The sequence below is a fragment of the Massilia antarctica genome (assembly GCF_015689335.1).
Lineage (GTDB): Bacteria > Pseudomonadota > Gammaproteobacteria > Burkholderiales > Burkholderiaceae_D > Telluria_A > Telluria_A antarctica.
This window is the reverse complement of record NZ_CP065053.1, coordinates 3,585,414-3,607,014: the sequence shown is the minus strand read 5'-3', so window position 1 is coordinate 3,607,014 and position 21,601 is coordinate 3,585,414. Positions and strand designations below refer to the sequence as shown.

Here is a 21,601-nt window from a genome sequence, read left to right as displayed (position 1 = left end):
CTTAATGCTGTGTGTTCTCGCCTGGGCGAGTGCGTGTTCCGTATTTGGCGGACGTTGCCGGCTTGTCCGCATCGCCAGCACTGGGCTTGCCTCCCTCGCCCAATTTTTTGTGACGGAATGGAGCGGCCAGGCCGGCCGCCTTCAGGCGCAGCGCTACCGGGACTTCGGCGTGGTGCATGAAGAACTCCAGCACTTCGACTGGCGTCATTCCGTCCGTTGAGCCAGCAAATTCGGCACCTTCGTTCTCCGGATTCTTCTTTCGGCCAGCGCCTTGTCGTGCGCCGCCGCTCTTGCCTTTTACACCTGCCATTTGAATTTCCGTTTGAAAAGGTCCGAGTTTTGCGCGTGAGAGAACATGCGGTGTCCAAGCAATATCGGCTCAGACTTTCGATCCGCCCCCTGCCTTGCCTTGCTCTGCGATAGCTTGAAGCGTTGCCCACTCCTCATCGGCAAAGGATGGGCTGTCGCTGAAAGGGTTGCGGTGGTGGTCATCAACAAACGAAATGCCTTCAGCATCGATCACGTGCGCCATGTACTTGGGAAGCAGGGCCGCGGTAGCTGTCGCCGCTTCCAGCTCATCCAGCAAGGCGAGCAGGACGGCCACCGACAAACCTTCTATCAAATCTCCTAGCGCCAGATCAGTGAACCTGTCATTCGAAGGACGCTCAGCCGCTCGTCGCAGGACCGCTAAGTCCAGCAGTGTTTTTCCGTTTGTCATCGCACGCTCTCGCCGGCTGCGCGCGCCGCTGCCTCTCGTGCCGACTTCACGTCATGGCACGGAGCGCACAGCAGCTGCTTGTTGCTATCTTCGTTCGTTCCGCCTTCACACAGCGGCTTGATGTGGTCAACCAGGTAGCCCGGCCTCTTGCACATCTGGCACAGCCCACAGTCGCGCGTCCTGATCTTGATGCGGTCCGCTACACCTGCGCTACCACGGAGGCGCTGTGCCACTTGAGCGGATGCGACAGGGAGGGCCCGGCCTGGGCTTGCCACCTTCAGCCGCGGCTTGAGCGTTTGCAGCTTCACGAGCTTACGCAGTTGTATTGCACTGTGCCGGCGCGGACGAGGCAATGAGGCGCGAAGTCATGACTTCCAGAGAAGTTGTCGCTCGCCCATGCACACACCGCCTGACCGTTAGCGCCGAATCGTTTGATGGTCATCACAGGCCCGCCTGATTTCAGCACCACCTTGTCGCCTACTTGGAACGTAGGTGCTGCGGGCTCAGCCTTGGCGGTTGGCTGTCCTGCCTGCACCAGCTGCTTTACCAATGCGACGATGCGATCGTTGACCAGGTTGTTGAGGTGCTCGGTGCGTACCTCATCTACGAACCTATACATGGAGACTTGCATGATGGAGACGCCAATCTTGGCGAGCTCAGCCTCGATCACCGCGACGAAGGCATCGACAGCTTTGCGGCCCTCGTGCTGCACCTCGTCACGGATGCGCTGCTCGATGAGGCTTGTGATCTTGGTGTGGTCAGTGTTGCTCATGATCTATCCCTTCGATGGTTGATGGAAGTGTCACCGCCTGCTCTACGCGATTGCCCGCGATACCCTGCGGTTGGAGTCCGTAGTCATGGTTCATCGGTGACTGCACCCGCTTTACGAGTCGCGCCGCTGGAGTGCGATGGCGCAGTAGCGATCAGCGAATAGGCAAAGGCTCGACCGTCACGCCCTTGCGGATCAAGCGTTTGATCCTTGCCCAGTTGGGCTCCGTGCAGGTCAGCACGTGGAACAGAGCGAGCGCACGCAGGTACGGCATCAGCCACCAGGCCTTGCGTACCTTGAGGCTGATGGTTGTCGTCGTGGTCGTCATGGCTCGGCATCCGGTTCGTCGTTATGCGGGATCAGCCCCCATCCCAGCTCTCGGCGGATGTCGTCGGGAGATGGCGGTGGATCGTTGTGTTCAGCGTGCGTGCGGCGGTCCATGTATTCGCGCACCAGGCGCTTATCGGGCTTGGTGGTGGTTGCCATGGATGGTCTCGCTGTGTATGGGTGCAGCTGGCTGGAATTGAACCAGCGACCTCTCCTATTAGCTAAGACACTATTTCAGTCCGCCCAGGAGCGCTCTAACCATCTGAGCTACAGACTGCATGATCTGGAATGCGAAAAGCCCGCTACCTTTCGGTGCGGGCTTTATTTCCGGGCGCAAGAAGTCCCGATGGCGCTTATTCTACGCTGCTGTTTCGCCCTGTCAATAAGTTCTGCAAAATTTATTTGCCCATAGTCAAAAACGGAATTGGCGCGCCGGCGTACATGTTGACCGGCAGCTTTCCATCCCAACGTTCAGCCTTCGTGTGCTCAACCTCGATGCGGCGCAGTTCGAGCACATCCTTGTTCTGCGCCAGCGCGGCGTTCTGCACCTTGAGCGCCTCGGCCTGGGCGGTTGCCACTTTCAGGTTGGCATAGGCCTCGCCGTCCGCTTTGGCACGCAGCGCTGACGCTTCGGCCTCGGCAATGGCCACCTTCTGTTTCTGTTCTGCCTCAACAGTCTTGAGCTTGTTTTCGGCGCCCAGGCGCAGCTGCTCCTGCGTTACCTTGGCGCTGATCGCCTTCATGTAGTCATCGGAGAATGCGAAGTTCCTCATGTCGATATTGATCACCTGGGCGCCGTACAATTCGAGCTTCGTGCGCAGAGCTGCCGCGATGTCGCCCGATACGCGGGCGCGCTGGGCGATCAGGTCTGGCGCCGTGTAGCGCGCCGTCACAGCCTTGAATGCTTCCTGGGTCGCCGTCTGCACGTAGGAAGACAGATCGCCGTCATGGCTGTACTTTTCGTACACCTCGGCCACCCTGGCGACCGAAATGCTGTAGCGCACCGTCATGCTGACCTTGACCGGCTGCGTGTCGCTCGTGCTGCCGTCGGCGTTCTCGATCTTCGCTTCTTCGGCGCGTACGCTGAACAGCGCCAGCTTTTCCCATGGGGCCAAGATGACCAGGCCTTCGTTCTGAATGCCCTTGATCGCGCCGAACTGCGTGATGACGCCGCGCGAGCCAGTTGGCACCGTCCGGAACGGCCAGAAGGCGGAGAGCACGAAAAGGATGATCAGCACCAGCACCGCGTCGCGCACAACAGCGAATGTGTTCAGCGCCTCGCGCCCGCTTGGGAGCTGCACTTTGTAACGATTGACTAAGCTCATATTGTTTTCCAGTCTTCTACTATGCCGCCCAGGACGCGGGGCGGCTGACGCGTTATTTCGATTGCTGGGCCTGGTCCGCTGCACGCGAGGTGGGCGTGCCGCGCAGGTAGGTGATCAGATCGGCAAAGCTCGGGCACAGCTCTTCTGCGCGAAAGGTTCCACCGCTATCGATCTCCCGACGTATTGCAGACACCAGATCCTTGGGTGTGTTCCCGGCGATCTGCTTGGCCGTGGCCTTTGCCTTGCCTTGGAGCCGTGCAGCCTCGACGTGCTCAGCGATGACGGCGCCGGCGCGCCCGCCGCTCTGGCGCACGATCTTTGCGGCATTGCTTGCGCTGATCTGCTTCTCGGTAACGGCCTGTTTCACGTCGCTGTTTGCGTCAGCCAGCACCAGGGCATCGCTTACGTTCTGCACTGACCGGCCGACAGCTTCTGCGATCGCTGCCGGCGTCCAGCCCCATCCAACCAGCTTGCGATACTGCGCCGACCGTTCCAAGGGTGTGAGGCCCAGGCCTTGCGAGCTGGTGATCAGGTGAATGACGCGCTCTGCATCACCGCCACGGAACTGCTTGGCGCCCAGCTGGAAGCCACCGTCCGGTTCGCGTACGCCCGGCTCTGCCAACCATTCGACAGCCGCGGTTACCCGATGGTGGCCGTCAACCGCGATGATCACGCCATCCTCGATCCGGACCTTGATATCGTCCAGCTCGTGCCCGGCGCGCAACGATGCCTTGATCGACTCCACGTGCTCGCGGTTGATCGGCCTGTTGAAGCCAGGCTCAAACTGCACCAGGCGCGGATCGACGCCCCAGCTCTTTACCGTCGACACGCCGGGCATGCCGCGCTCCTTCATGACCTTGAGCGAAACTGCTGGCTTCTCGTTGCGCAGACCTGTTGGTGCCGACTCGTTGACTTGACCCATCTTTCTCTCCCATTTTTATGGCGGAATGCGCCGCCTCGCTTTTGAGTGTTGCTGGTGCTGTCCCTGTACTGGCCTGAGAATTTAGGTGAGTCAACAGGCCACGCGGTCTTTAAGTAGCCTGAACAAGCTGTCGACCGCCTGATCGAACACCTTGGCGAAGTCCGCGCGCCAGACGCCGCGTGTTTTGAGGCCGTAGTGCGTCATGACCGCCTCGCGCTCGATGACGCACAGATCCCAAACCGCCGTGTGCACCTCGCGCACCAGGCGCTTGTTGACCTCGATTTCCATGTCCTCGAAGCTGTGAATGCGTGCGTCTGGAGCGCCCAGGCATTGACGTGGTGCGCCCTCGGCCACCGGCTCGCCTGTACGCATCCAGTCGGCCCATCCATCGAGCAGGCGCAGCACGTTTTCGTAGCGCTCTTGCTCGGCGGTGGTGCGTTCCACTGGCGGCAACGTCGCGATTCGGATCGGCTTGAGCGCCGGCGGCGCGCTATCCTCGGTGACGTCAACAAAAACAACGTCCGGTACCGGCGCTGTCTTCCCGGCCCAGCGCAGCGTAAGTGTCGGGCGCTTGCTCATGGGCGCACCTCGACCGTGCGCGCGGCTGCCGTCCGGGCCAGCGCGGCGTTGTGGCACGACACCAGGATCAGATGCCAGTCATCGCGGCGGGCCCAGTACGTCGAGCGGCACCAGTTCACTTCTTGCATATCGAATTCCTTCATTTTCAGTAACTCCATCAGGCGCTGCTCAATCTTTGCGGGAATCGGGCGGTCGAGCTGTCGATCCATCACATCACCCTCTATCTATAATTCAAGCTTCTACTGCTTCAGGCTTTTCCCTATCACCCGAGCTGAGCAGACTTAGCCCTCCCAGAACTAAGCCTTCACATATCACCGTCGCAGTGTTATGACCCGTCAGCCGTTCGATCCGATGGTGCTAACTTCGCCGCCATCTGCTCCTGTTTCAGAATCTTTCCCACAGTAGGAGCACTCCCCACGCGCCGCTGTTGTTTCCCGACCGGCGCGCTGTTCACAACAGAGGGTGTCAACTCATGCGGACAGCCATCAGGAGCGAGCACAGAGCCATCAGGCCGGCGCGCTGGTGCAGGTCGTTTGCGTCCTCGCCGACCACATCGCTCATGCGGTACGGCAGCGCGGTTTTGATCGCAGCCTTCTCGCCTGCCTGGGACGCATCGTTGTCAGCGATGACGAAGGCCCGACCTGTGACCATCGGAGCGACGTGCACCATGTTGGAATCGCTAAAGCAGACCAGTACGCACGCGTTCAGGCGCATCCTGCGGGCCGCAAGTTCGATGGATAGGCCCGTGGCGTACCCTTCGCATAAAAACGTCTCCTGTGCCCGCTGGTTGCCCAGCCTGAGCACAGCGCCACGCGCGCGCATCCCAGGCGCCATCTTTTTGTCCCATCGACGCTCACCGGGAATCCATTCGATCGTTTGCGCGCCGCGCAACGCGTTGGTCTCCATGCAGCGCATAGGCACGACCAGCTGTGTGTCGGCCACCAGCGCCAACGCATCGGGGAGGCCCTTGGCGTTGAGGTAGTAGTGAGTCGTCATCAGGCAGCTGCCGATCAGGCGCTGCGCGTGCGCTGCGGCCTGGCGATAGCCTCGCTGCTTGCACGCTTCCTCGGCGGCGATAGCAGCATCCCGTACGGCGCGTGCACGGCGCCGCTCCGCCTCTTCCTGCGCAGTAAGCGGGCCACGATGCTCCCCGTTGTCCCGCCAACCGTTCGCGGCCGCCTCGTGAAACAGTGTGCCGATACCGATCTTGCCAACGGCGCCGATGCTGCGCCAAACCGACTTCGCCGCCAGGGCGTTGTACGACTCGGCGCCCTGGCTCCAGGCGTCCCACGGATCGAAGCCATCCTCAAGAAATTCTGCCTTCATGGCCATGCCCATGCGCACCCATGTTTCGCGGTCGTGCGGAGGTACGAAGAACAACGCGGTGATAGCTTTTTGAATACTCATCGTGCGCCCGCCCTGTAAGCGATCGCGTTCGCCTTTGCTTTGTTCATTACAGCCCTTGAGATAGGCACATTCGAAATGGCGTCAAAGGCAGGAAGACCCGTAGGCTCGGAGCCCGTGATGCTTTTGAAAAGGTGATACGCGCGGCGGCGCGCAGTCTCCGGCTTGCCCTGGTTGCGGCACAACGTGCATGCTTGCTGCCACACGTCCAGCTTGTTGCCGACAACAGCTTTGCCGACCTTGAATTCGACCATCTCACCGGCTTCGTGCTCGATCAAGTTTTCCTTGATGATCTCGAAGCCGCACGACATGCAGCGCTTGCGAAATGGCGAAAACTGGCATTGCGGGCAATTCGCGGGGTGGTCGCCTTCGTCTTCGTCGGCGTCCTTACGAATGGTCTTGTCGAGCTTTTCGCCCATGTCCAGGGCGTCCAGGCCATCGTGGAAGATCGCCTCGTAGTCCTCGGCAAAGCGGATGATGTTCCCCGAAAAATCAAGCAGCAGGAGATCGGTCTTGCCTGTCTCCGACGAAGCGCGCAGGCCGCGGCCCCACATCTGGATGGCAGTCGACAACGACTTGCGTAGCGGGCGTACGTCGCAAACACAGCTCACGTCCCGTTGGTCGAAACCTTTGGCAAGTGCCTCAACCGAAATGAGCACGCGCAGCGCGGTACCTGCTGCCTTGAAGTCCGCAAGAATTTCCTTGCGCTCCGGCTCAGTTGTCTCGGCGGTGAAAACGGTAGCCAAAATCCCGGCATTGTTGAATTCACGCGCCAGCGCTTCGCAGTGGGCAATGGTGGCGCCGAACACGATGGTCTTGCGGTTCTCGGCGTGCTTGATCCACTCGTGCACCACGTCGCCAACGATTTCCATCCCGCGTTCTTGCGCGGCCTGGTCCGTCCACTCACCTCCGGCAGTGGCCGCACCCTTCATGTTGACCTTGGTGCACGACAAAACGCGCATCGGCACCAGCACGCCTGAATCGGTCAGGTCGCGCATGGTTGTGGCGTTGACCAGGTTCTGATACAGCTTGCCCAGGCCGGCGCTAAACGGCGTGGCGCTCAGCCCGATCACTGCGGCGCGGCAGGTCTGGATATGGTCCGTCACCGCCTTGAGCTGGGTGTGCGCTTCATCGACAATGATCAGGTCGGCATCGGGCCACGAGCGGCGGGCGAGAGTCTGCGCGCTGGCAATCTGGAAATTGCGGGACGGGTCAAAGCGCCAGTGCCCCGCCATCATCACGGAATGCTGGATAAGCCCAAGAGAGTCGGCCACCTCGGAAGTCTGATTGATCAGCGTGCGGCGGTCCGCTACGAAGATGACGCGCTTGTCGCGCATAAGCGCTTCGTGCGTCAGGAACATGGCCAGGATAGTTTTGCCGGAACCCGTCGGGCTCATGACCATCTGGCACCGGTGGCCGGCCTTGAAGCCTTCGCGCAGCTTTTCGCGCGCGCTGGTCTGGAACGGGCGCGGCGTCGGGAATTTGGTACTTGCGTAGTTCGGGGTCATGCTGCGGCCTTCAGGCGGGCCAACTGCTTCTCGGCCTTTTCGGCGCGGCGCTGCCAGTAGGTGACAGCCTTGGCGCGCTCGATAAATTCGCCCGACTTTGCGGCGAGGGTGCGCTCGGCATTGACAGCGATGGCCTTTTGGCGCGCGGCTTCGTCCATGGCGGCCTTGAGCTGGTCGTCCGCATCGAACACGCGACCCATCATTTCGTTGTCGGCCAGCGTGGTGCGCAGGCTTTCTGATAATTCCGCCACCTGTTCGCGCAGTGCGTCAACTTCGGTCAGCTCCACCTGCTCGGACGAATCGGCGTCTGGCGCCACATCTGCTGGCTGGGGCTCGGCCATTGCCGCAGTTGCTGCGCCAGGCGTTGCTGCCCGCGCCTCTTCTGCTGCGGCGTCCGGCTGCTTTGCTGCCGGCGGCGCTGGCGCTGGTTCGGCTTTGCCGATGTTGCTGACGTTCTGCTCGTACTTCTTGCCATTGCGCTCAACAACGCGAACCGCTGGTGCATCTGTGTTCGGAACACAGATGGAAGCGCGAACGTCGCCGACAAATTTATTGCCCACGCCGCAGACACGTGCAATTTCGCGGTCGCTCCACTTCGACCATTCCTCGTCACCAAGCAGGATCGAGACGGCCCGGCGCTTGTCGTCGTTCGTACGACGCAGGCCGTGCGCGACGTTTGCGCCGGCCGAAAACAGGATTGCATCGCGCTGCGAGCCGGCGCGCACATCGCAGATGATCTCAGCAGCGCCAGCGGCGAGGTGCGCATGGAAACGGTGGAAGCCGTCCGCGAGCCACATCCCAGTGCTTTCGCCATCGTTGAAGACCACCACGGGGGGGAGCTCGCCTCCCAGGCGAATCACCTCGGCATAATCAGCAACGGTATCCTGATGCAGCGCGACACGCGATTGCGTTCCGCCACGGATGCTGATCACGTCAATAGGGAGGGTCAAAATTTCGGACATCACGCGCTCCACAGCGCGAAACGGTTGAACGCGCGGATGACCGTCGAACCCTTGATCAGCTCGCGGCAATACAGCTGGATGACGGTGCGTTTGATGATGGTTTTCATGGTGCTCTCCAAAATTTGGGCGTAAAGGGGCCTTACGCCGCCGTATGAGCGGTGGCGTTGGCTATATTTTTCGCAGTGGGATTAGGTGGGGCGCGAGTGCGAGTTTCTAACTACTGCCCAGTCAACCCGATCATTGAGTTCTTCGCAGCGGATTTCCCCGCCAGTCAGTTCTTCGATTCGCGTGCAGTGCTCAGCCGGAACACGGTTGACAGCTCGCCACGACTGAACAACTTGGTAACGCCCAACTCCGAGGGCCCGAGCGGCGGATGCAAGGCCGCCGAAGTACGCGATAGTTTTGTCGATTCCGTTCATGCCTCATTCTATACTAGAATTTCCAGCATTGGATAGCATTTTCCGTGCATCACCTATTAATCTAGTGTACGATCACGCCATGGATACCATACACACTCGAATTAAGCAGCGCCGTGAAGAACTCGGTATGTCAATGAAAGAGTTGGCGGAAAAGGTCGGCGTCTCTGCATGGCAGACTGTTCAACAGTGGGAGAAAGAAGGAGGCACCGCTCCTAAGCGATCACGGCTGCAAGCGGTTGCCGACGCACTGCAAACGACTCCTGAATTTCTAACCTATGGATCAGCAGTTGCTCAGGTGGCGGCTTTGGGCAACGAAATGCTCACGTCACTCAGCACTTTGCTAACTGACCTCGAAAGAGGAATGGTCGAAGATAGAGAGCGGCGTCGGAAATTGCTTTCGCCTCAGGCTGTGTTAATTGGCGCGGCCTTCGACAAGCTGACTACAAAACGTCAACGGGACGCGATACTTTCACAATTGCAAGCCTTTGAAGTATGGGAATGGGGAGAGCTAGAGAAATAAAATTAGCATCGAATGCTAGTATTTCTTGCGTTGCTAAATTTTCTTGTGTAAAGTCCGTCTCAGTCCCAACGACCTGAGGCGAACATGACCATCAACAACACACCCAGAACCAGCAAAGCGATCTCGACCGCACGCTCTGCATCAATCCCCGGCGGCTTTGCCGAGCACATCAAAGCCGCTGGTGTCTGTCTTGGCGCAGCTGCTGCCCTGCTTAGCGTTATTGACATCCTTCCCACCGTCGAGCGCCGTACGCCCCCGGAAACCTGCGTTAGCCTGGCCGCCGGCGCGACACGCGACCTTGCCGCCTTCGTCGGAAGTGCAGCATGAGCGGCCGCCCACCAAGCGATCTGCTGGCCGATGCCGCCGGGCGGCAGGTCACCATGCAGTCGCTCAAAGTACGTGCAGCCGCGCTGCCACGCATCCAATGGAATGGGCAAACCGTCATCACGACAGAGCTCTTGGCGCAGCTGTACGAGACGGAGGCAAAGCACATCCAGCAGAACTTCGCCCGCAACTCGCTTCGTTTTAACTCGGGGCTGCACTACTACAAGGTATCTGGACGGGCTCTCAAAGATTTGCGACCTTCTTTAAGAGGGTTGCAAATTTCAGCGAAGACACGCTCCCTGATTTTGTGGACCGATCGTGGCGCGACCAGGCACGCAAAGATGATCGAAACAGATCGGGCATGGGATGCATTCTCAGCACTCGAGGATCACTACTTCAAGCAGTTTGACGTCGATCCCGACCTCGAGCCAGCGACTGCTGATGACAAGGAGATTCTGCACGTGGCGGCTTACCGTCTTTCCGTCAGAAACAAAGTGCCGATTTCGACCGGGCACACCATCCACAACGAGGCTGCCGGCACTAAGCACTATTCCGAACTGACCAAGGGTGGCGTGAAGCAAGCTGTGCAGGCATCGGCACCTTTGATCGAGCGCACAGCCACTGAAGAGCACTTCGCGAAGATCCAGGCCCGCAAGAACGCGGTTACAGGCCCTACCTCACAGCTCGCACTGCCCCTGCACGATCCGCCGGGCCAGGTCAGTTAGGGCTTGGACTTGCGCGCGCGCTTTGCGGCGGCCCTAGCGGGTGCTTCGACTTGAGCAGAAGGCGGGCTTTGCGGATCAGATGGCTTTACCGGTTTCATTTGGAACACTAAGCGCCTTTCGAGGTGCTGGACGATCAAGTCAGCAATTTCCGTGTATTTGCCAGCCTCGGCCTGCTCTGTTGAACTGCCGCTAACCCAGTCCGTCAGGTCTTTTTCGAATGTATATGCAAGCCGAGCCACAATTTCGCTGTTCATGCTGCGTCCGTTTTTTTCGGCAGCGCGCGCAATCTGGTCACGCATTCCGTTCGGAAGCCTGACTATGTAACGGTCAAGAACTTCGCTGGGGTAAGGTTTTTTGGCCATGTCGCATCTTGATGCCAATTAGGAATATATTCAATGATTCCGACTTGACATTGATGCCTAGTAGGCATATCTTGATCAATAGTGCCAACTAGGCATAACGCTAGGAAATCATGAAAAATACATGCGCATCAACACACGCAGACAAGGACCGCTTCATTTTGCGTTTTCACTCTGAGGGTCAGCGCGACATGTTGAAGGCACGTGCGCAGGCGAACTTGCGCACGATGAACGCCGAGATCCTCTTTTTAATCGAGGCAGGAATTCGTGCGACTAAACACGCCGAGGGTTTGGCTGAAATGCCGAAGTAAAGTTCCAATATTTTGAGTTTTTGCGGCGCTATCGACTATGCTGACCGCAGTGTCCTGATGGAAACACGGAAGATGAAAAGTTTGCACTGAGATAGATAAATACTACTGACAAGGACGGCTGGCAGGCCATCCTTGTCATTTTTTCCACCCACCTGGTGAGGCAGGAAAGTTGTGGCCGAGGATGTTGACGCATCCGAGGCCGCGTGGATCAACACACCCATTTGAAAGTAGAAAATGACCCAACGAACGAATGTTAACACCACAAAAATCGGATCGCAAGATAATCTTGTAAAGAACCCACTTATGTTTGCGCCGGATCGTACGCCACAAGCAAACGGCGGGGAACCAAATACCGGTGCACAAGCCCTGCTCCGCTGCATTGACATGCATGCTGCGGACATCGAGGAGCACACGCTGGCAGCCCAAACTCTTTGCGAAATGTGCTTCGAGGAGATTGACAGCTATGGGGACAGCGTCGTTCCTGACATCGGCCGCACCATGCTCCGCTTGGATGCGCTGTTGAAGGCAGTTTACCGCAACTCCGTTGTGGCTCAAGAGGGAGCAGACGCCATTGTAGCGCTGGTGCGCGTAGAAGGCGCTGCATCATGATGGCCACCACGAGTAACCTGGATTCAGCAAGAAAAGCCGCCAGCGAAATCAATACTGCGCAAATGGACATGCGCGCGCTCAACTCGGCAATCACGGGTCTGCTGGAGCATTTCGAATACCGCGAGTGCGACCAAGAAACTATCGACACCCTGTACGCGTTCACGCGGCTGCTGGGCTCATCCATCGAAAAAATCAAGGATGGGCACGGGGCGATTGAAGAGCTCGTTTTCGCAAAAGCTACCCCTGTATGCGGAGGTGCAGCATGAGTGCCGCCAACCCGCACTTCGAAAATAGGGACCGCGCGCCGTACCAGTTCGGCAGTCTCCTCAGGCAGCTGCCCAGCCATTTTCCAGTTGATCACGTCATGTCCAGCGATGAGCGTCTGATGGTGGCGGCAGCCATCAAGCACGCGTTCAACGCGAACTACATGCTGATGAGTGGTATCGAAGCGATTGGGCATCTGCTGTTCAGCGCTGCAAACAGCAGCGATTTCCCTCCATCAGCGACCGTTCTGGAACATCTCGGCGGGTTGATCAAGCATATTGCAGTGGAGGCTCAGTTTCTCCAAGAAGAGCAGGCCAACCTGCAATCGGACTTGGACGCAGATGACCGACCCGCCGCTGCATCACCGTTACGTCAGAAGACTGGTGCCAAAGTAGCCGTAACAGGAAGCGGAGGTACAGCATGAAAACGCATTTCCAAAAGCATGGCGATGAGTATCTGCTCTCCCCTGCTGCGACGCTGATGATGGTGGCCGATGCCATTCACTGCCCAGATGCGGCGCCACAAGGCAAGGCCCGAGCAAGTCGCGTTTTAAACGCGACTATGGCGGCTGCGCGCGCGGCGAAATTCGAGCAGGCCGACATCTTGGAGACGATGCTGCTGTCCGGCGCGGACGCGGCGCGCGTGCTGCCGATGTGCGACGCGTTGGTTCAGCGCCTCGGCCCCCGGGTGGTGATCGACATCATACGGAATGGTCTGAGCGACGTCCGCCAAGGAGACGGCTCATGATGATCACGACGAAACGCCAAGGCAAGCCGACGTCGCTGGTCACGGGTGCGACGGTCGACCTGACGCTTGCCGAGCAGCGGTTGCTGGAGCTTTTCCGTGCCACGCATGCAGGCCGCCAGGTCATGTTCCTCGGCATGGCGCAAGACTACGCCCGGATTTTTCCAAGCCATACCCGGCCAGTGCTCCACCTGGTCAGTGGAGGTGCAGTGTGAGCGCGCGCCAGCACTTCGTCAAAAAAGGCGACCACTACAATCTCAGCGCGCCCGCATCATTCCTGATGGTCGCGATCTACGCCTACGATCCATCGGAGTCGGCTGCACCAGGTCTGCGTGAGCACGTCGACGTTATCTTGGCGCGCGCTACACGGGCCGGTTTTGGCCAGGCCGACATTCTGGTCACCATGCTCAGCAAGGGGGAGCAGTCTGCCCGCACGATGCAATTGGCCTGCGATGTGACCTACAGCGTCGGTGGCGACGGAGCAATGATCGCCATGATCCAAGATTTCAATCCGAAGACAGGAGGCGTGCGATGAACCGCCGTCAACCGCCCGAGCTGATAGCTGAGCGGCCAGTATCAACCGCCGCCACGTCCGACCTGACACAAGACGAAAAGCGCCTGTTGGACTTGTTCCGCGCCACCACTGATCAGCAAATGCTTTTAGGCATTGCAGGTGTTTGTGTGGACACGAAGCCGCGCCACACACGCCCAGCCCTGCACCTGGTTCACGGAGTTCCAGCATGACGCAACTTACTCAAGGCCTGATACAGGTCAAGATCAGCGAGGTGTTGGGCGACGCCTGGCTGATGCCGGCCGGCGCTGATGCTGCGAACCGCATGCGCGAAGTCGCCCTGGTGCTTAAACCGGCGGACGCCCGGCGCTTGGCTGCGTGCTGGAATGCATTCGACGGCATGGCGCTTGAGCACATCGAATCGATTCCTGACTGCGGCGTGAATGGGCTGGTGGATTACGCTGCTGACCACAAGCGGGAATGCGGCCGGCTGCGCGACGAACTCGAAGCAGCTGGCGCGCACGACGAGCTGGTGCGCGAACTCGACGTGATGCTGAACGGGCGCGGCGCGCTGGCGCCGACCCTCTTCGACATCGTGCAGCAGGTGCGCAGCGAAGGCATCACCAGCGCCTATCCGCAGCTCAAACCGTCGGGCATGGGCGGCGATGAAGCGGCATGGCGCGCTTTTGCTGACGCGCAGCCGGCCGTGCTGGATCGCCTCGACGGCGGGCCGTTGCATAGCGCCTGGTTCGATGGCCTGCGTCCCGGCCGCTTTACCAACGCCCACCTTTTCTATCTGGCCACTACGAAAGGCGGTGCAGCATGAGCGCCGACATCGACGAAGTAGGCGTTAGGCGCCTGGCTGGCCTGGCCAACGTGATCAGCGCGCTGCTGGCCGCGATCCCGATCTTGCAGTCTGAGAGCCAGGCGGATGCGCTGCAAACATGCGCCAGCATGGCGGCTGATGTGGCCGACGAGCTGGAAGAAATGACGAGGACCGCACCATGAATGCGAGCACCTCGAACCCGTCGGCCTCGACCCTTAGCAAATTCCACACGGAGGTAAGCCCAATGAACAACCTGAATAATCCTACCCAGGCCGCGCCAAGCTGCCCCCTGTGCTGCGCGAAGAAGGACCAGCCGCATTCCGCCGGCTGCAAGAACGCGGAGGCGCCGTGCATCACGATGACGCCGCTGCTGCGCAGAGCGCTGGAAGACTGGGCGCGCAACTGCGAGAGCGGCCCGCGCGCCGACGCGGCGCTGCTCGACCTGCTGAACCTGATGGCCGGTCCGGCTAGCGGCGCTACGGACGTGCGCAACGCCGCGCTGGAAGATCAGCGGGACGCAGAGCGGTATCGGTGGCTGCGCGCATGTGGGCCGCAGTTCAATGATCTGCCGATCCTCGATATGTGCGAGAACATGATCGCCGACAAGCTCGACAACGCCATCGACGCCGCTATCCGCAGTCTCAACAATAAGAGGTGAGCCGTGAGCAAATCAAGCAATGAAACTATGACGATGCCGGCCTTGCCCGCCCCGCTGGTCAACCACCCGAACCTCGGGCCGCTGTTCGATAGCACGCACATGCATTTGTACGCAGCCAAGTACGCAGAGGAATTAGCGAAGATCATTGATCGCTTAACCGTAGAGGCGGCACGCGGGGCCCCCGCCGGTATGGCGCTCGTGCCGGTAACGGCGTCGCATGCCATCAGCAGCGCAATCGAAGAGGAGATCGATGACCAGCTGGAAGCATCGGGTATCGCACCGCGCGACATGGTTCGCCAGGATAGTGATCGCGTGTGGGCTGTGGCGATCGAAGCGTCCGCGAGAAAGGGGCGCGCAGGATGAAACCCATGCCGAATGCTGAATCAATAATGAAAGGAGCCCATTCATGCGCTGGGTAAAACTGAAAAAATATTGCGAGCTCTCAGGTGAAACATCTGACGCGGTGCACTCGAAGCGCCGCAAAGGGCAATTTATCGATGGAATCCACAGCAAGATCGCCGGCGACGGCAATTTGTGGATCAACGTGGAAGCGGTGGAAAAATGGGTGGAACAGGGAAGCCGGTCAGCGATAAGCGTCCTCCGCGCGGGGTAAGCATCCGGGAACACAAGAACGTCAAGTCGTTACAGATTGCGTTCGTGTTCCGTGGCGTGCGATGCCGTGAAAGTTTGCGGCTGGAACCGACGGCCGCAAACATCAGGTATGCGGAGGGCCTGCGTGCAGAGATCAGCCGCAAGATCATCAGCGAATCGTTCAAGTACCACGACTATTTCCCGGACTCGCCGCGTGCGGTGCTGTTCGGGCACGTCGTAACCAAGAAGACAATCGGTGATCTTCTGCGCGCGCACATGCTCGGCTATGAACATGCTGCCGCTCATGGGCAAATGTCGCCGTCGACGCGGGACGGGTACCGCAAGATAATCGACGGTCACCTGTTGCCGCAGTTCGGGGCGATCGAGGTAAGGCTGTTGACGCCGGCGCCAGTGCGGGAGTGGGTGGGCGCCCTGGGCGTCACGGCTAAGACCGCGCGCAATATCTTGTCGGTGCTGCGCTCGGTGTTGGACGATGCCGTCAACGATGAGCTGATTGAGCAGAACCCGCTGGACAAGATCGCCTTGAAGAAGCTGCTGACCAGGACGGCCAAGAAGACGGTGTATGAAGTCGATCCCTTCGACGAGCTGGAGGTGCGCGCGATCTTGGCCGCTGCGACTGGCGAGGCGCGCAACCTGTTCCAGTTCGCTTTCTGGGCCGGCCTACGTACGTCGGAGCTGATCGGGCTGGAATGGGGGGACATCGACTGGATACACGGCCAGGTGCGCGTTCAGCGCGCGGTGGTGGCTAAGACCGAGAAAGGAACAAAAACCGAGGCCGGCAAGCGCGACGTGCTCATGCTGCCGCTGGCGCGCGCCGCGCTGCAGGCGCAGAAGGAGCACACCTTTCTGATCGGCGGTAGGGTCTTTCACAATCCGCGTACCTGCACGCCCTGGGAGACGGACGCCCAGATCCGGAAGACATGCTGGACCGCGATCCTCAAGAAGGCGGGCGTGCGATACCGCAATCCGTACCAGACACGACATACCTACGCCTCGCGCATGTTGTCGGCTGGTGAGAATCCTTGGTGGGTTGCAAAGCAGATGGGTCACGTCGACGTCGAGATGGTGTTTCGCCATTACGGCAAGTGGATGCCGAACAAAGATTCAGGTCAGTACAAACCCGTAAACGACTGGAGTCCGGATGCAGTTAAAATTGCAAAGTAGTTATCGTGACTTAATATAACTTTTGATCGAAGGAAGAATATGCTCAAGAAGCAAAGCGACAGGGCGGCATTTCCACTAACGCCAGGCAGCAATAGCAACTTCGGATTGACGGTCCGCGAGTACTTTATTGCAGCAGCAATGCAGGGGATTTTAGCTAACACTAACAGCTTCACCCCCGAGCAGCTCGCTCAAAAGGCAATCGGGGTAGCAGATGAGGTCCTGCGCCAAGTCTGAGGAGGTTTCCAGCGAACGACACGCGGACGACACGCGGTGGGTTTTTACCAACACTCTCCTCTATGAAAACATGCTGAAAAACGGAGGGTTCGATTCCCGCCGCCTCCACCACCGTATGCCGAAAAAACCGCCCAATGGGCGGTTTTTTTTCGCTTGCGCTAAGGGGCGGCGGGAATCGAAGCCGCAGGACGCGGGGCGGAATCGGGAATTCGCCGGGCATGCCCGGCGCCGATGGAGCGACTTGCGCTTGCAAGCGCAAGGCTCTCCGATTCCCTGACTAAAAGGAAATCGCCTTGGCGATTTCTTGCCTTTCGCCTCCACCACCGTATGCAAAAAACCGCCAAATGGCGGTTTTTTTTCGCTTGCGTTAAGGGGCGGCGGGAACCGAAGCCACGGGACGCGGGGCGGAATCGGGAATTCGCCGGGCATGCCCGGCGCCGATGGAGCGACTTGCGCTTGCAAGCGCGAGGCCCCCCGATTCCCTGACTAAAAGGAAATCGCCTTGGCGATTTCTTGCCTTTCGCCTTCTCCCCCATTCGAAAAAGTCGCCTGAAGGGCGGTTTTTGCTTCATGGAATAATTTTAGCGGAAATGAAAACTGCGCGGCGATAGTCGAACCTCATCACCGGCCAAGCGAGCCTCCGCCTCCGCGAATTGTTTGTGCTTTCAGGTTAGCGTGTTGCGACCACCGGTTGAATCCGCGCCCCATTGCGGACATAGCGTATTCACTGGAATGCTCACTTCGGAAATGACCGGCTGTCGATAGAATGTCATTCCAATCGACCTGTAAGGGCGCTCTACAACCGCGTTGCTACCAGATCACCAGAAGTAGTCTCAATAATAATCTGAGCGTCCGATACACGGACACCCCGCGCGGTCACACGAGGTGCCTCCTCACAATGCACAGTCGGACACACGCGTCGGTCATTAAATGCAGCGAGGGGGCGGAGTGTCTTGCGATCAAACACCTGGGCAATTGGGCTTAGATCTTTCAAACCGCCGGCGGAATGATCGCTGATGTAAGTGAGCACGATGTATGTATCTGAACAGAAGCCGGGCCTGGAGCGGACCGACTCTGGCTGCAGGATTACTTGCCGGCCGTCCCAATCCCTTAACCCCTCCGTCCCGTCTTTGTCCTCTGCACTCAGATTACAAGGAATTCGAGCGTCTTCCTCGACCAGCTTCTCCCGTCGCGGCGCGCCGTATTCTTCTTGCCCCACGGCTCGCAGAACGTTAGTGTCGTAACCAACTCGCAGCCCAGTGAAACTCCGAGTTGACATTGGACAGTACAGCCGCGTTCCGCCAAGAGTAGACGTTACCTTTAGCTTCTGCTCGTACAGGACGGGCCCCGAAGGGCGGCTGAGAAGTCGCAGGACAGCGCCTTGCTGAGTTTTTCGCGCTTGGAGGACGGGACGATCCGGGCTAATGGCAACGCGGACCATCACTTCGCCGCTTGAAACGACTGGATCGCTGAATGTGACCCACGCAGAGTCGCTGTTCTGGTAGTTCGGCAGCTTCGGCAGCCACAGATATGGCGTGCTTCCTGCGGCATTGACCAACTCCGGGTCGACGTCCAGTGCCACAATTGCATTGCTCGGCAATAATGGCGCGTCGACGGATGTCAACGGCAGGTCGCATGGCGGCACACGCGTGAAGGCCATGCCCCCCGACAAGTAGAGGCTGCGTTCTTGAGAGTTTGCGGCGGAACGCTGATTCAGATGGAAACCGGCAGTCGCCACGAGGCTCACCAGCAGCAGGCCAAGCACGACGCTGGCACCCAGGAGAGAGAGTAGCTGCGTTCGGGTGGCTGCGGCCGTGGTTAGCACAATAAGAGAGAAGATCCAGAGGACCGCTCCCCAGCCCCAACCCACTACCGGAAGTATTGTCCCTGAGCCTTCATCTCGAATGACGCCTTCGAAAAGCGGCAGCGTGGCTGCAAGCGCGAGCATCGTTAATACCGATCCGCGCGGCCGACGCCCCAAGAAAAGTGCAACGGCTGCCACAAGAAAGAAGATGTTCGCGTATACCGCCCACCCACCAACGGCCCAGCCGAACAGGGGTCCGAGCAGGAGAATCATCCCGCCAAACAAAGGTTCGGCGCGGGAGTCGACCATGAAGCCAGGAAGCGCCAAAGACACGAGCCACAAGGCGCAAGCCGCATAGGTCAGCCGCTTGCTAAAGATATCGGAGGATTGCTCTGTGAGTTGAATCATGCACCCTTGGTGTTCATGGGCCCTAACGATGTAGACACCCGAAAAGGTGTAATGTCCCGCGCTGTGCCGCTAAAATTTGATCATGTGATTACCGCTTTTTGGCATTAGGTATCAATAACCTAGCCGACTTTATCACACCCCAACAGTGAGGAACAAATTCACCTCGTGGATCTTGCGTTATGAAACTGTCCAGCGCAACCATCCACATCCTTTCTTGACGCTCCTGCGACATATGTCGCATAATGGCGTCACCCGTCGCACAAAGAGCATTCTATGGCCATCCCCTCGATCTCCGAACTCATCATCCTCAAGGCGCTGTGGCGACAACAGCCGCTCAGCGCGCGCGAAATCCACCAGCAGATCGAAGACGAACTTGGCTGGTCATACTCATCGACCCGCAAGACCCTGGAGCGCATGCTGGACAAGGGCTCGCTGCGCCAGGCCACCCTGCACGGCGTGCAAGTGTACGAAGCCGCCCTCGAAAAAGTCGGCACCCTGGCCAGCTTTGCGCACGACTTCGGCACCCGCGTCATGGAAATGGCAAGCCCGTTCCCGGTCAATATGTTCACCGGCAGCAAGCTGGTCGATGACGCCGAACTGGCACAACTGGAGCAACTGCTGCAGGACTGGCCCGAAACCGATGGCGGCACAAAATGACGCCAACCGATCTGCTGATGTTCCGGTTCCTGCTGGCCAGCGGCGGCTGCCTCGCCGCCGGACTGGCCGTGTGGGCCGTGATGGCGCTGTGCCGGCGCGCCCTGCCCGCCCTCGCCTCGCAGCGCTCGGCCTGGCTGCTCGCCCAGGTCACGATCGTGGCGGCCTTCCTGCTGATCCTGCTGCCGCACAGCGAGCGCCTGCGCCTGGTCCCGCCCATCGAAATCGAGAGCGTGACGCAAGCGCACCCCGCCATTGCGGAGCAGGCTCCCACGTCGAACAGCACCGCCAGCGCATCGAGCGCTCCCGGCGCGCAGACTGCCGAGCGTTCCTGGCTGGCCCTGGGCGCCCACGCCTGGCTGCTGTGCTACCTGCTCGGCCTTGGCTACGCGCTTGCCCGGCTGCTGGAGGCGCGCCGCATCCTCAACAGCCTGGCCGCGAGCGGCGGCCGCCTGCGCGCTCCGCACCAGCACGACGGTTTCATCCGCCCCCTGCCCTTGGACCCGACCGTCATCGAAATCGACGCACCGATCTCGCCCATGCTGTTCGGCCTCTTCAAGCCGCGCCTGTTGCTGCCCGCGCACCTGCGCAGCTTCGAGACGACACAACAGCAAATGATGGTGGAACACGAACTGACCCACCTGCGGCGCCATGACCTGCACTGGATCAGCGCCAGCATCCTGCTGCAAACCCTGCTCTGGTTCAATCCCTTCATGCGGCTGCTGCGCGCCAACCTGTCGTGGGCGCTGGAACTCGGCTGCGACCGCGATGTCCTCGACGGCCGTCCAGCCATCCAGCGCAAAGCCTACGCGGCGGCCCTGGTGGTGCAGTTAAAACTGCAACGCTCGCCGGTTACCCACGCCCTCGCATTTGGCGCCGTCAGCGCGCCCACCCTTGCCGGCAGGATCGCCCTGATCCGCGAACCGGGCGCCATGCCGCACCGGCGCTGGACCCGGCTTGCCGCGTTGGCCGCCCTCGCAAGCGTCCTGACGGGCAGCCTCGCGCTCCAGCCGACATTCGCCTGGCGCGGCGAATCCGTGCCGCCGCTGCCCGGGCCGGCGCCGCAGGCATCGTCCACGCCCGTCAGCCCCGGCGCGACCACGGACACTATCAGCTGCACCGAACTGGCCGACGCCGCCAGCGGCAAGCGCCTGGTCCACGAAGGCCAGTGCGACGAGCGGATCACGCCGGCATCGACATTCAATATCGCCGTCAGCCTGATGGGCTACGACAGCGGCATCCTGGAAGACGAACACACCCCGGTCATGCCGTTTCGCAAGGGCTACGTCCACTGGAACCCGGCCTGGCGCACGGCGACCGACCCGAGCAGTTGGCTCAAGCATTCGGTGTTGTGGTACGCCCAGCAAGTTGCGTCCCGGCTTGGCGCGGCGCGCTTCCATGGCTACGTGACAAGCTTCGACTACGGCAACCGGGATGTCTCGGGCGACCCGGGCAAGGACAACGGTCTGGTCCTGTCGTGGGTCAGCTCATCGCTGAAAATATCGCCGGCCGAACAGGTGACCTTCCTGCGCAAGGTGGTCAACCGCCAGTTGCCGCTTGCGCCCAAGGCGTATGACATGACGGCCCGCATCATGCAGCCCGAGATGCTGGACAACGGATGGGAAATCCACGGCAAAACCGGCACGGCGTCGCCCGTGCTGCCCGATGGGCGCGACGACCCGGATCACCAGTACGGCTGGTACGTTGGTTGGGCCAGAAAGGGGCAGCGCACGATCGTGTTCGCCCGCATGGCGCTCGAGCGCAGGCAAGAAGGCTTCGCCGGCGGCCGGGTCAAGGAAGCCTTCCTGCGCGACCTGCGAACGCGGCTAGGCACGCTTTAAGCGCATCGCCGCCGGACAAAAAAAACCGTAACAAAAGAAAGCCACGCAACCCCGCTCATGCAAAAGGACGGGGGTGGATCGCTGTACCCGTTTGCATCCC

Annotated in this window: 35 protein-coding genes, 1 tRNA gene and 1 pseudogene; 20 read left to right on the top strand and 17 right to left on the bottom strand. The window is 59.9% G+C overall.

The window, feature by feature from the left end; translation table 11 throughout:
* Nucleotide 1: 1 nt before the first annotated feature.
* From IV454_RS16345 to IV454_RS33515, 15 genes are all read right to left on the bottom strand, one after another.
* A complete protein-coding gene (locus tag IV454_RS16345) occupies nt 2-310 on the bottom strand; it encodes a hypothetical protein (protein WP_206092355.1) in 309 nt (102 codons plus the stop codon).
* A 69-nt stretch (nt 311-379) separates the two neighbouring features.
* Nucleotides 380-718, bottom strand: coding sequence for a hypothetical protein (locus IV454_RS16340; protein WP_206092353.1), 339 nt, complete (start codon nt 716-718; stop codon nt 380-382).
* Nucleotides 715-873: an HNH endonuclease gene (locus IV454_RS33520; protein ID WP_370663790.1), complete on the bottom strand. Its 159-nt coding sequence runs from the start codon at nt 871-873 to the stop codon at nt 715-717. The genes IV454_RS16340 and IV454_RS33520 overlap by 4 nt, the downstream gene beginning before the upstream one ends.
* Nucleotides 874-1,022: 149 nt before the next feature.
* On the bottom strand, nt 1,023-1,490 hold the full coding sequence (locus tag IV454_RS16330) for a DUF2158 domain-containing protein (protein WP_206092349.1): 468 nt from the start codon (nt 1,488-1,490) through the stop codon (nt 1,023-1,025).
* Nucleotides 1,491-1,641: 151 nt separating this feature from the next.
* On the bottom strand, nt 1,642-1,815 hold the full coding sequence (locus IV454_RS16325; RefSeq protein ID WP_206092346.1) for a hypothetical protein: 174 nt from the start codon (nt 1,813-1,815) through the stop codon (nt 1,642-1,644).
* Nucleotides 1,812-1,973 (bottom strand): hypothetical protein, encoded by a 162-nt coding sequence (locus tag IV454_RS16320; protein ID WP_206092344.1) that lies wholly within the window; start codon nt 1,971-1,973, stop codon nt 1,812-1,814. Before IV454_RS16320 ends, IV454_RS16325 begins: the two co-directional genes overlap by 4 nt.
* 22 nt (nt 1,974-1,995) lie before the next feature.
* A tRNA-OTHER gene (locus tag IV454_RS16315) sits at nt 1,996-2,092 on the bottom strand.
* Between the two features lie 120 nt (nt 2,093-2,212).
* A complete protein-coding gene (locus IV454_RS16310; RefSeq protein WP_206092342.1) occupies nt 2,213-3,139 on the bottom strand; it encodes a prohibitin family protein in 927 nt (308 codons plus the stop codon).
* Between the two features lie 52 nt (nt 3,140-3,191).
* A complete protein-coding gene (locus tag IV454_RS16305; protein ID WP_206092340.1) occupies nt 3,192-4,061 on the bottom strand; it encodes a ParB/RepB/Spo0J family partition protein in 870 nt (289 codons plus the stop codon).
* Nucleotides 4,062-4,151: 90 nt separating this feature from the next.
* Nucleotides 4,152-4,640 carry a hypothetical protein gene (locus IV454_RS16300; RefSeq protein WP_206092338.1) on the bottom strand — a complete coding sequence of 163 codons (489 nt, stop codon included), beginning with the start codon at nt 4,638-4,640 and terminating at the stop codon, nt 4,152-4,154.
* Complete coding sequence (locus IV454_RS16295) at nt 4,637-4,849, bottom strand: hypothetical protein (protein ID WP_206092336.1); 213 nt, start codon at nt 4,847-4,849, stop codon at nt 4,637-4,639. Before IV454_RS16295 ends, IV454_RS16300 begins: the two co-directional genes overlap by 4 nt.
* Nucleotides 4,850-5,105: 256 nt before the next feature.
* A complete protein-coding gene (locus tag IV454_RS16290; RefSeq protein WP_206092334.1) occupies nt 5,106-6,047 on the bottom strand; it encodes a PriCT-2 domain-containing protein in 942 nt (313 codons plus the stop codon).
* Nucleotides 6,044-7,552, bottom strand: coding sequence for a DEAD/DEAH box helicase (locus IV454_RS16285; protein ID WP_206092332.1), 1,509 nt, complete (start codon nt 7,550-7,552; stop codon nt 6,044-6,046). Before IV454_RS16285 ends, IV454_RS16290 begins: the two co-directional genes overlap by 4 nt.
* Entirely contained in the window at nt 7,549-8,514 is a 966-nt protein-coding gene (locus IV454_RS16280) for a ParB N-terminal domain-containing protein (RefSeq protein ID WP_206092330.1), read from the bottom strand. The genes IV454_RS16285 and IV454_RS16280 overlap by 4 nt, the downstream gene beginning before the upstream one ends.
* A gap of 188 nt (nt 8,515-8,702) precedes the next feature.
* The gene (locus IV454_RS33515; RefSeq protein WP_166893590.1) at nt 8,703-8,933 is read right to left on the bottom strand and encodes a transcriptional regulator; all 231 of its coding nucleotides are present in this window, start codon (nt 8,931-8,933) and stop codon (nt 8,703-8,705) included.
* Nucleotides 8,934-9,012: 79 nt separating this feature from the next.
* On the opposite strand from IV454_RS33515, the gene IV454_RS16270 reads away from it, so the two are divergent.
* The 3 genes from IV454_RS16270 (at nt 9,013) to IV454_RS16260 (ending at nt 10,502) form a co-directional block, all read left to right on the top strand.
* Entirely contained in the window at nt 9,013-9,453 is a 441-nt protein-coding gene (locus tag IV454_RS16270) for a helix-turn-helix domain-containing protein (protein WP_206092328.1), read from the top strand.
* Between the two features lie 84 nt (nt 9,454-9,537).
* The gene (locus IV454_RS16265) at nt 9,538-9,780 is read left to right on the top strand and encodes a hypothetical protein (RefSeq protein WP_206092326.1); all 243 of its coding nucleotides are present in this window, start codon (nt 9,538-9,540) and stop codon (nt 9,778-9,780) included.
* Entirely contained in the window at nt 9,777-10,502 is a 726-nt protein-coding gene (locus IV454_RS16260; protein ID WP_206092324.1) for an ORF6N domain-containing protein, read from the top strand. The genes IV454_RS16265 and IV454_RS16260 overlap by 4 nt, the downstream gene beginning before the upstream one ends.
* On the opposite strand, the gene IV454_RS33330 is transcribed toward IV454_RS16260, so the two are convergent.
* Complete coding sequence (locus tag IV454_RS33330; RefSeq protein WP_206092322.1) at nt 10,499-10,864, bottom strand: Arc family DNA-binding protein; 366 nt, start codon at nt 10,862-10,864, stop codon at nt 10,499-10,501. The genes IV454_RS16260 and IV454_RS33330 overlap by 4 nt on opposite strands.
* A gap of 110 nt (nt 10,865-10,974) precedes the next feature.
* On the opposite strand from IV454_RS33330, the gene IV454_RS16250 reads away from it, so the two are divergent.
* The 14 genes from IV454_RS16250 (at nt 10,975) to IV454_RS16185 (ending at nt 16,794) form a co-directional block, all read left to right on the top strand.
* Nucleotides 10,975-11,172 (top strand): Arc family DNA-binding protein, encoded by a 198-nt coding sequence (locus tag IV454_RS16250; RefSeq protein ID WP_166893598.1) that lies wholly within the window; start codon nt 10,975-10,977, stop codon nt 11,170-11,172.
* 234 nt (nt 11,173-11,406) lie between these two features.
* On the top strand, nt 11,407-11,781 hold the full coding sequence (locus IV454_RS16245; protein WP_206092320.1) for a hypothetical protein: 375 nt from the start codon (nt 11,407-11,409) through the stop codon (nt 11,779-11,781).
* Nucleotides 11,778-12,047, top strand: coding sequence for a hypothetical protein (locus IV454_RS16240; protein WP_206092317.1), 270 nt, complete (start codon nt 11,778-11,780; stop codon nt 12,045-12,047). Before IV454_RS16245 ends, IV454_RS16240 begins: the two co-directional genes overlap by 4 nt.
* A complete protein-coding gene (locus tag IV454_RS16235) occupies nt 12,044-12,469 on the top strand; it encodes a hypothetical protein (protein WP_206092315.1) in 426 nt (141 codons plus the stop codon). The genes IV454_RS16240 and IV454_RS16235 overlap by 4 nt, the downstream gene beginning before the upstream one ends.
* Nucleotides 12,466-12,792 (top strand): hypothetical protein, encoded by a 327-nt coding sequence (locus IV454_RS16230; RefSeq protein ID WP_206092313.1) that lies wholly within the window; start codon nt 12,466-12,468, stop codon nt 12,790-12,792. The genes IV454_RS16235 and IV454_RS16230 overlap by 4 nt, the downstream gene beginning before the upstream one ends.
* Complete coding sequence (locus IV454_RS16225) at nt 12,789-13,004, top strand: hypothetical protein (protein ID WP_206092311.1); 216 nt, start codon at nt 12,789-12,791, stop codon at nt 13,002-13,004. Before IV454_RS16230 ends, IV454_RS16225 begins: the two co-directional genes overlap by 4 nt.
* Nucleotides 13,001-13,324: a hypothetical protein gene (locus tag IV454_RS16220; protein WP_206092309.1), complete on the top strand. Its 324-nt coding sequence runs from the start codon at nt 13,001-13,003 to the stop codon at nt 13,322-13,324. The genes IV454_RS16225 and IV454_RS16220 overlap by 4 nt, the downstream gene beginning before the upstream one ends.
* Before the next feature lie 205 nt (nt 13,325-13,529).
* On the top strand, nt 13,530-14,126 hold the full coding sequence (locus IV454_RS16215; protein ID WP_206092303.1) for a hypothetical protein: 597 nt from the start codon (nt 13,530-13,532) through the stop codon (nt 14,124-14,126).
* Complete coding sequence (locus tag IV454_RS16210; protein WP_206092301.1) at nt 14,123-14,308, top strand: hypothetical protein; 186 nt, start codon at nt 14,123-14,125, stop codon at nt 14,306-14,308. The genes IV454_RS16215 and IV454_RS16210 overlap by 4 nt, the downstream gene beginning before the upstream one ends.
* Nucleotides 14,309-14,370: 62 nt before the next feature.
* Complete coding sequence (locus IV454_RS16205) at nt 14,371-14,784, top strand: hypothetical protein (protein WP_206092299.1); 414 nt, start codon at nt 14,371-14,373, stop codon at nt 14,782-14,784.
* Between the two features lie 3 nt (nt 14,785-14,787).
* Nucleotides 14,788-15,147: a hypothetical protein gene (locus IV454_RS16200; protein WP_206092297.1), complete on the top strand. Its 360-nt coding sequence runs from the start codon at nt 14,788-14,790 to the stop codon at nt 15,145-15,147.
* A gap of 43 nt (nt 15,148-15,190) precedes the next feature.
* Nucleotides 15,191-15,397 (top strand): excisionase family protein, encoded by a 207-nt coding sequence (gene xisR, locus IV454_RS16195; RefSeq protein WP_206092295.1) that lies wholly within the window; start codon nt 15,191-15,193, stop codon nt 15,395-15,397.
* A gap of 44 nt (nt 15,398-15,441) precedes the next feature.
* Nucleotides 15,442-16,560 carry a tyrosine-type recombinase/integrase gene (locus tag IV454_RS16190; protein WP_229522277.1) on the top strand — a complete coding sequence of 373 codons (1,119 nt, stop codon included), beginning with the start codon at nt 15,442-15,444 and terminating at the stop codon, nt 16,558-16,560.
* Between the two features lie 39 nt (nt 16,561-16,599).
* The gene (locus IV454_RS16185; RefSeq protein ID WP_206092291.1) at nt 16,600-16,794 is read left to right on the top strand and encodes a hypothetical protein; all 195 of its coding nucleotides are present in this window, start codon (nt 16,600-16,602) and stop codon (nt 16,792-16,794) included.
* A gap of 796 nt (nt 16,795-17,590) precedes the next feature.
* Here the strand turns inward: IV454_RS16185 and IV454_RS16180 are convergent.
* The gene (locus tag IV454_RS16180; protein ID WP_206092289.1) at nt 17,591-19,006 is read right to left on the bottom strand and encodes a hypothetical protein; all 1,416 of its coding nucleotides are present in this window, start codon (nt 19,004-19,006) and stop codon (nt 17,591-17,593) included.
* A 273-nt stretch (nt 19,007-19,279) separates the two neighbouring features.
* Here IV454_RS16180 and IV454_RS16175 point away from each other — a divergent pair, with 273 nt between their 5' ends.
* The 3 genes and pseudogenes from IV454_RS16175 (at nt 19,280) to blaOXA (ending at nt 21,501) form a co-directional block, all read left to right on the top strand.
* Entirely contained in the window at nt 19,280-19,663 is a 384-nt protein-coding gene (locus tag IV454_RS16175) for a BlaI/MecI/CopY family transcriptional regulator (RefSeq protein ID WP_206092287.1), read from the top strand.
* A pseudogene (locus tag IV454_RS33510) lies at nt 19,660-20,514 on the top strand (M56 family metallopeptidase); the annotation flags it as partial. The gene IV454_RS16175 and the pseudogene IV454_RS33510, both read left to right, overlap by 4 nt.
* Before the next feature lie 183 nt (nt 20,515-20,697).
* Nucleotides 20,698-21,501: a class D beta-lactamase gene (blaOXA, locus tag IV454_RS33505; RefSeq protein WP_370663789.1), complete on the top strand. Its 804-nt coding sequence runs from the start codon at nt 20,698-20,700 to the stop codon at nt 21,499-21,501.
* Nucleotides 21,502-21,601: the final 100 nt, after the last annotated feature.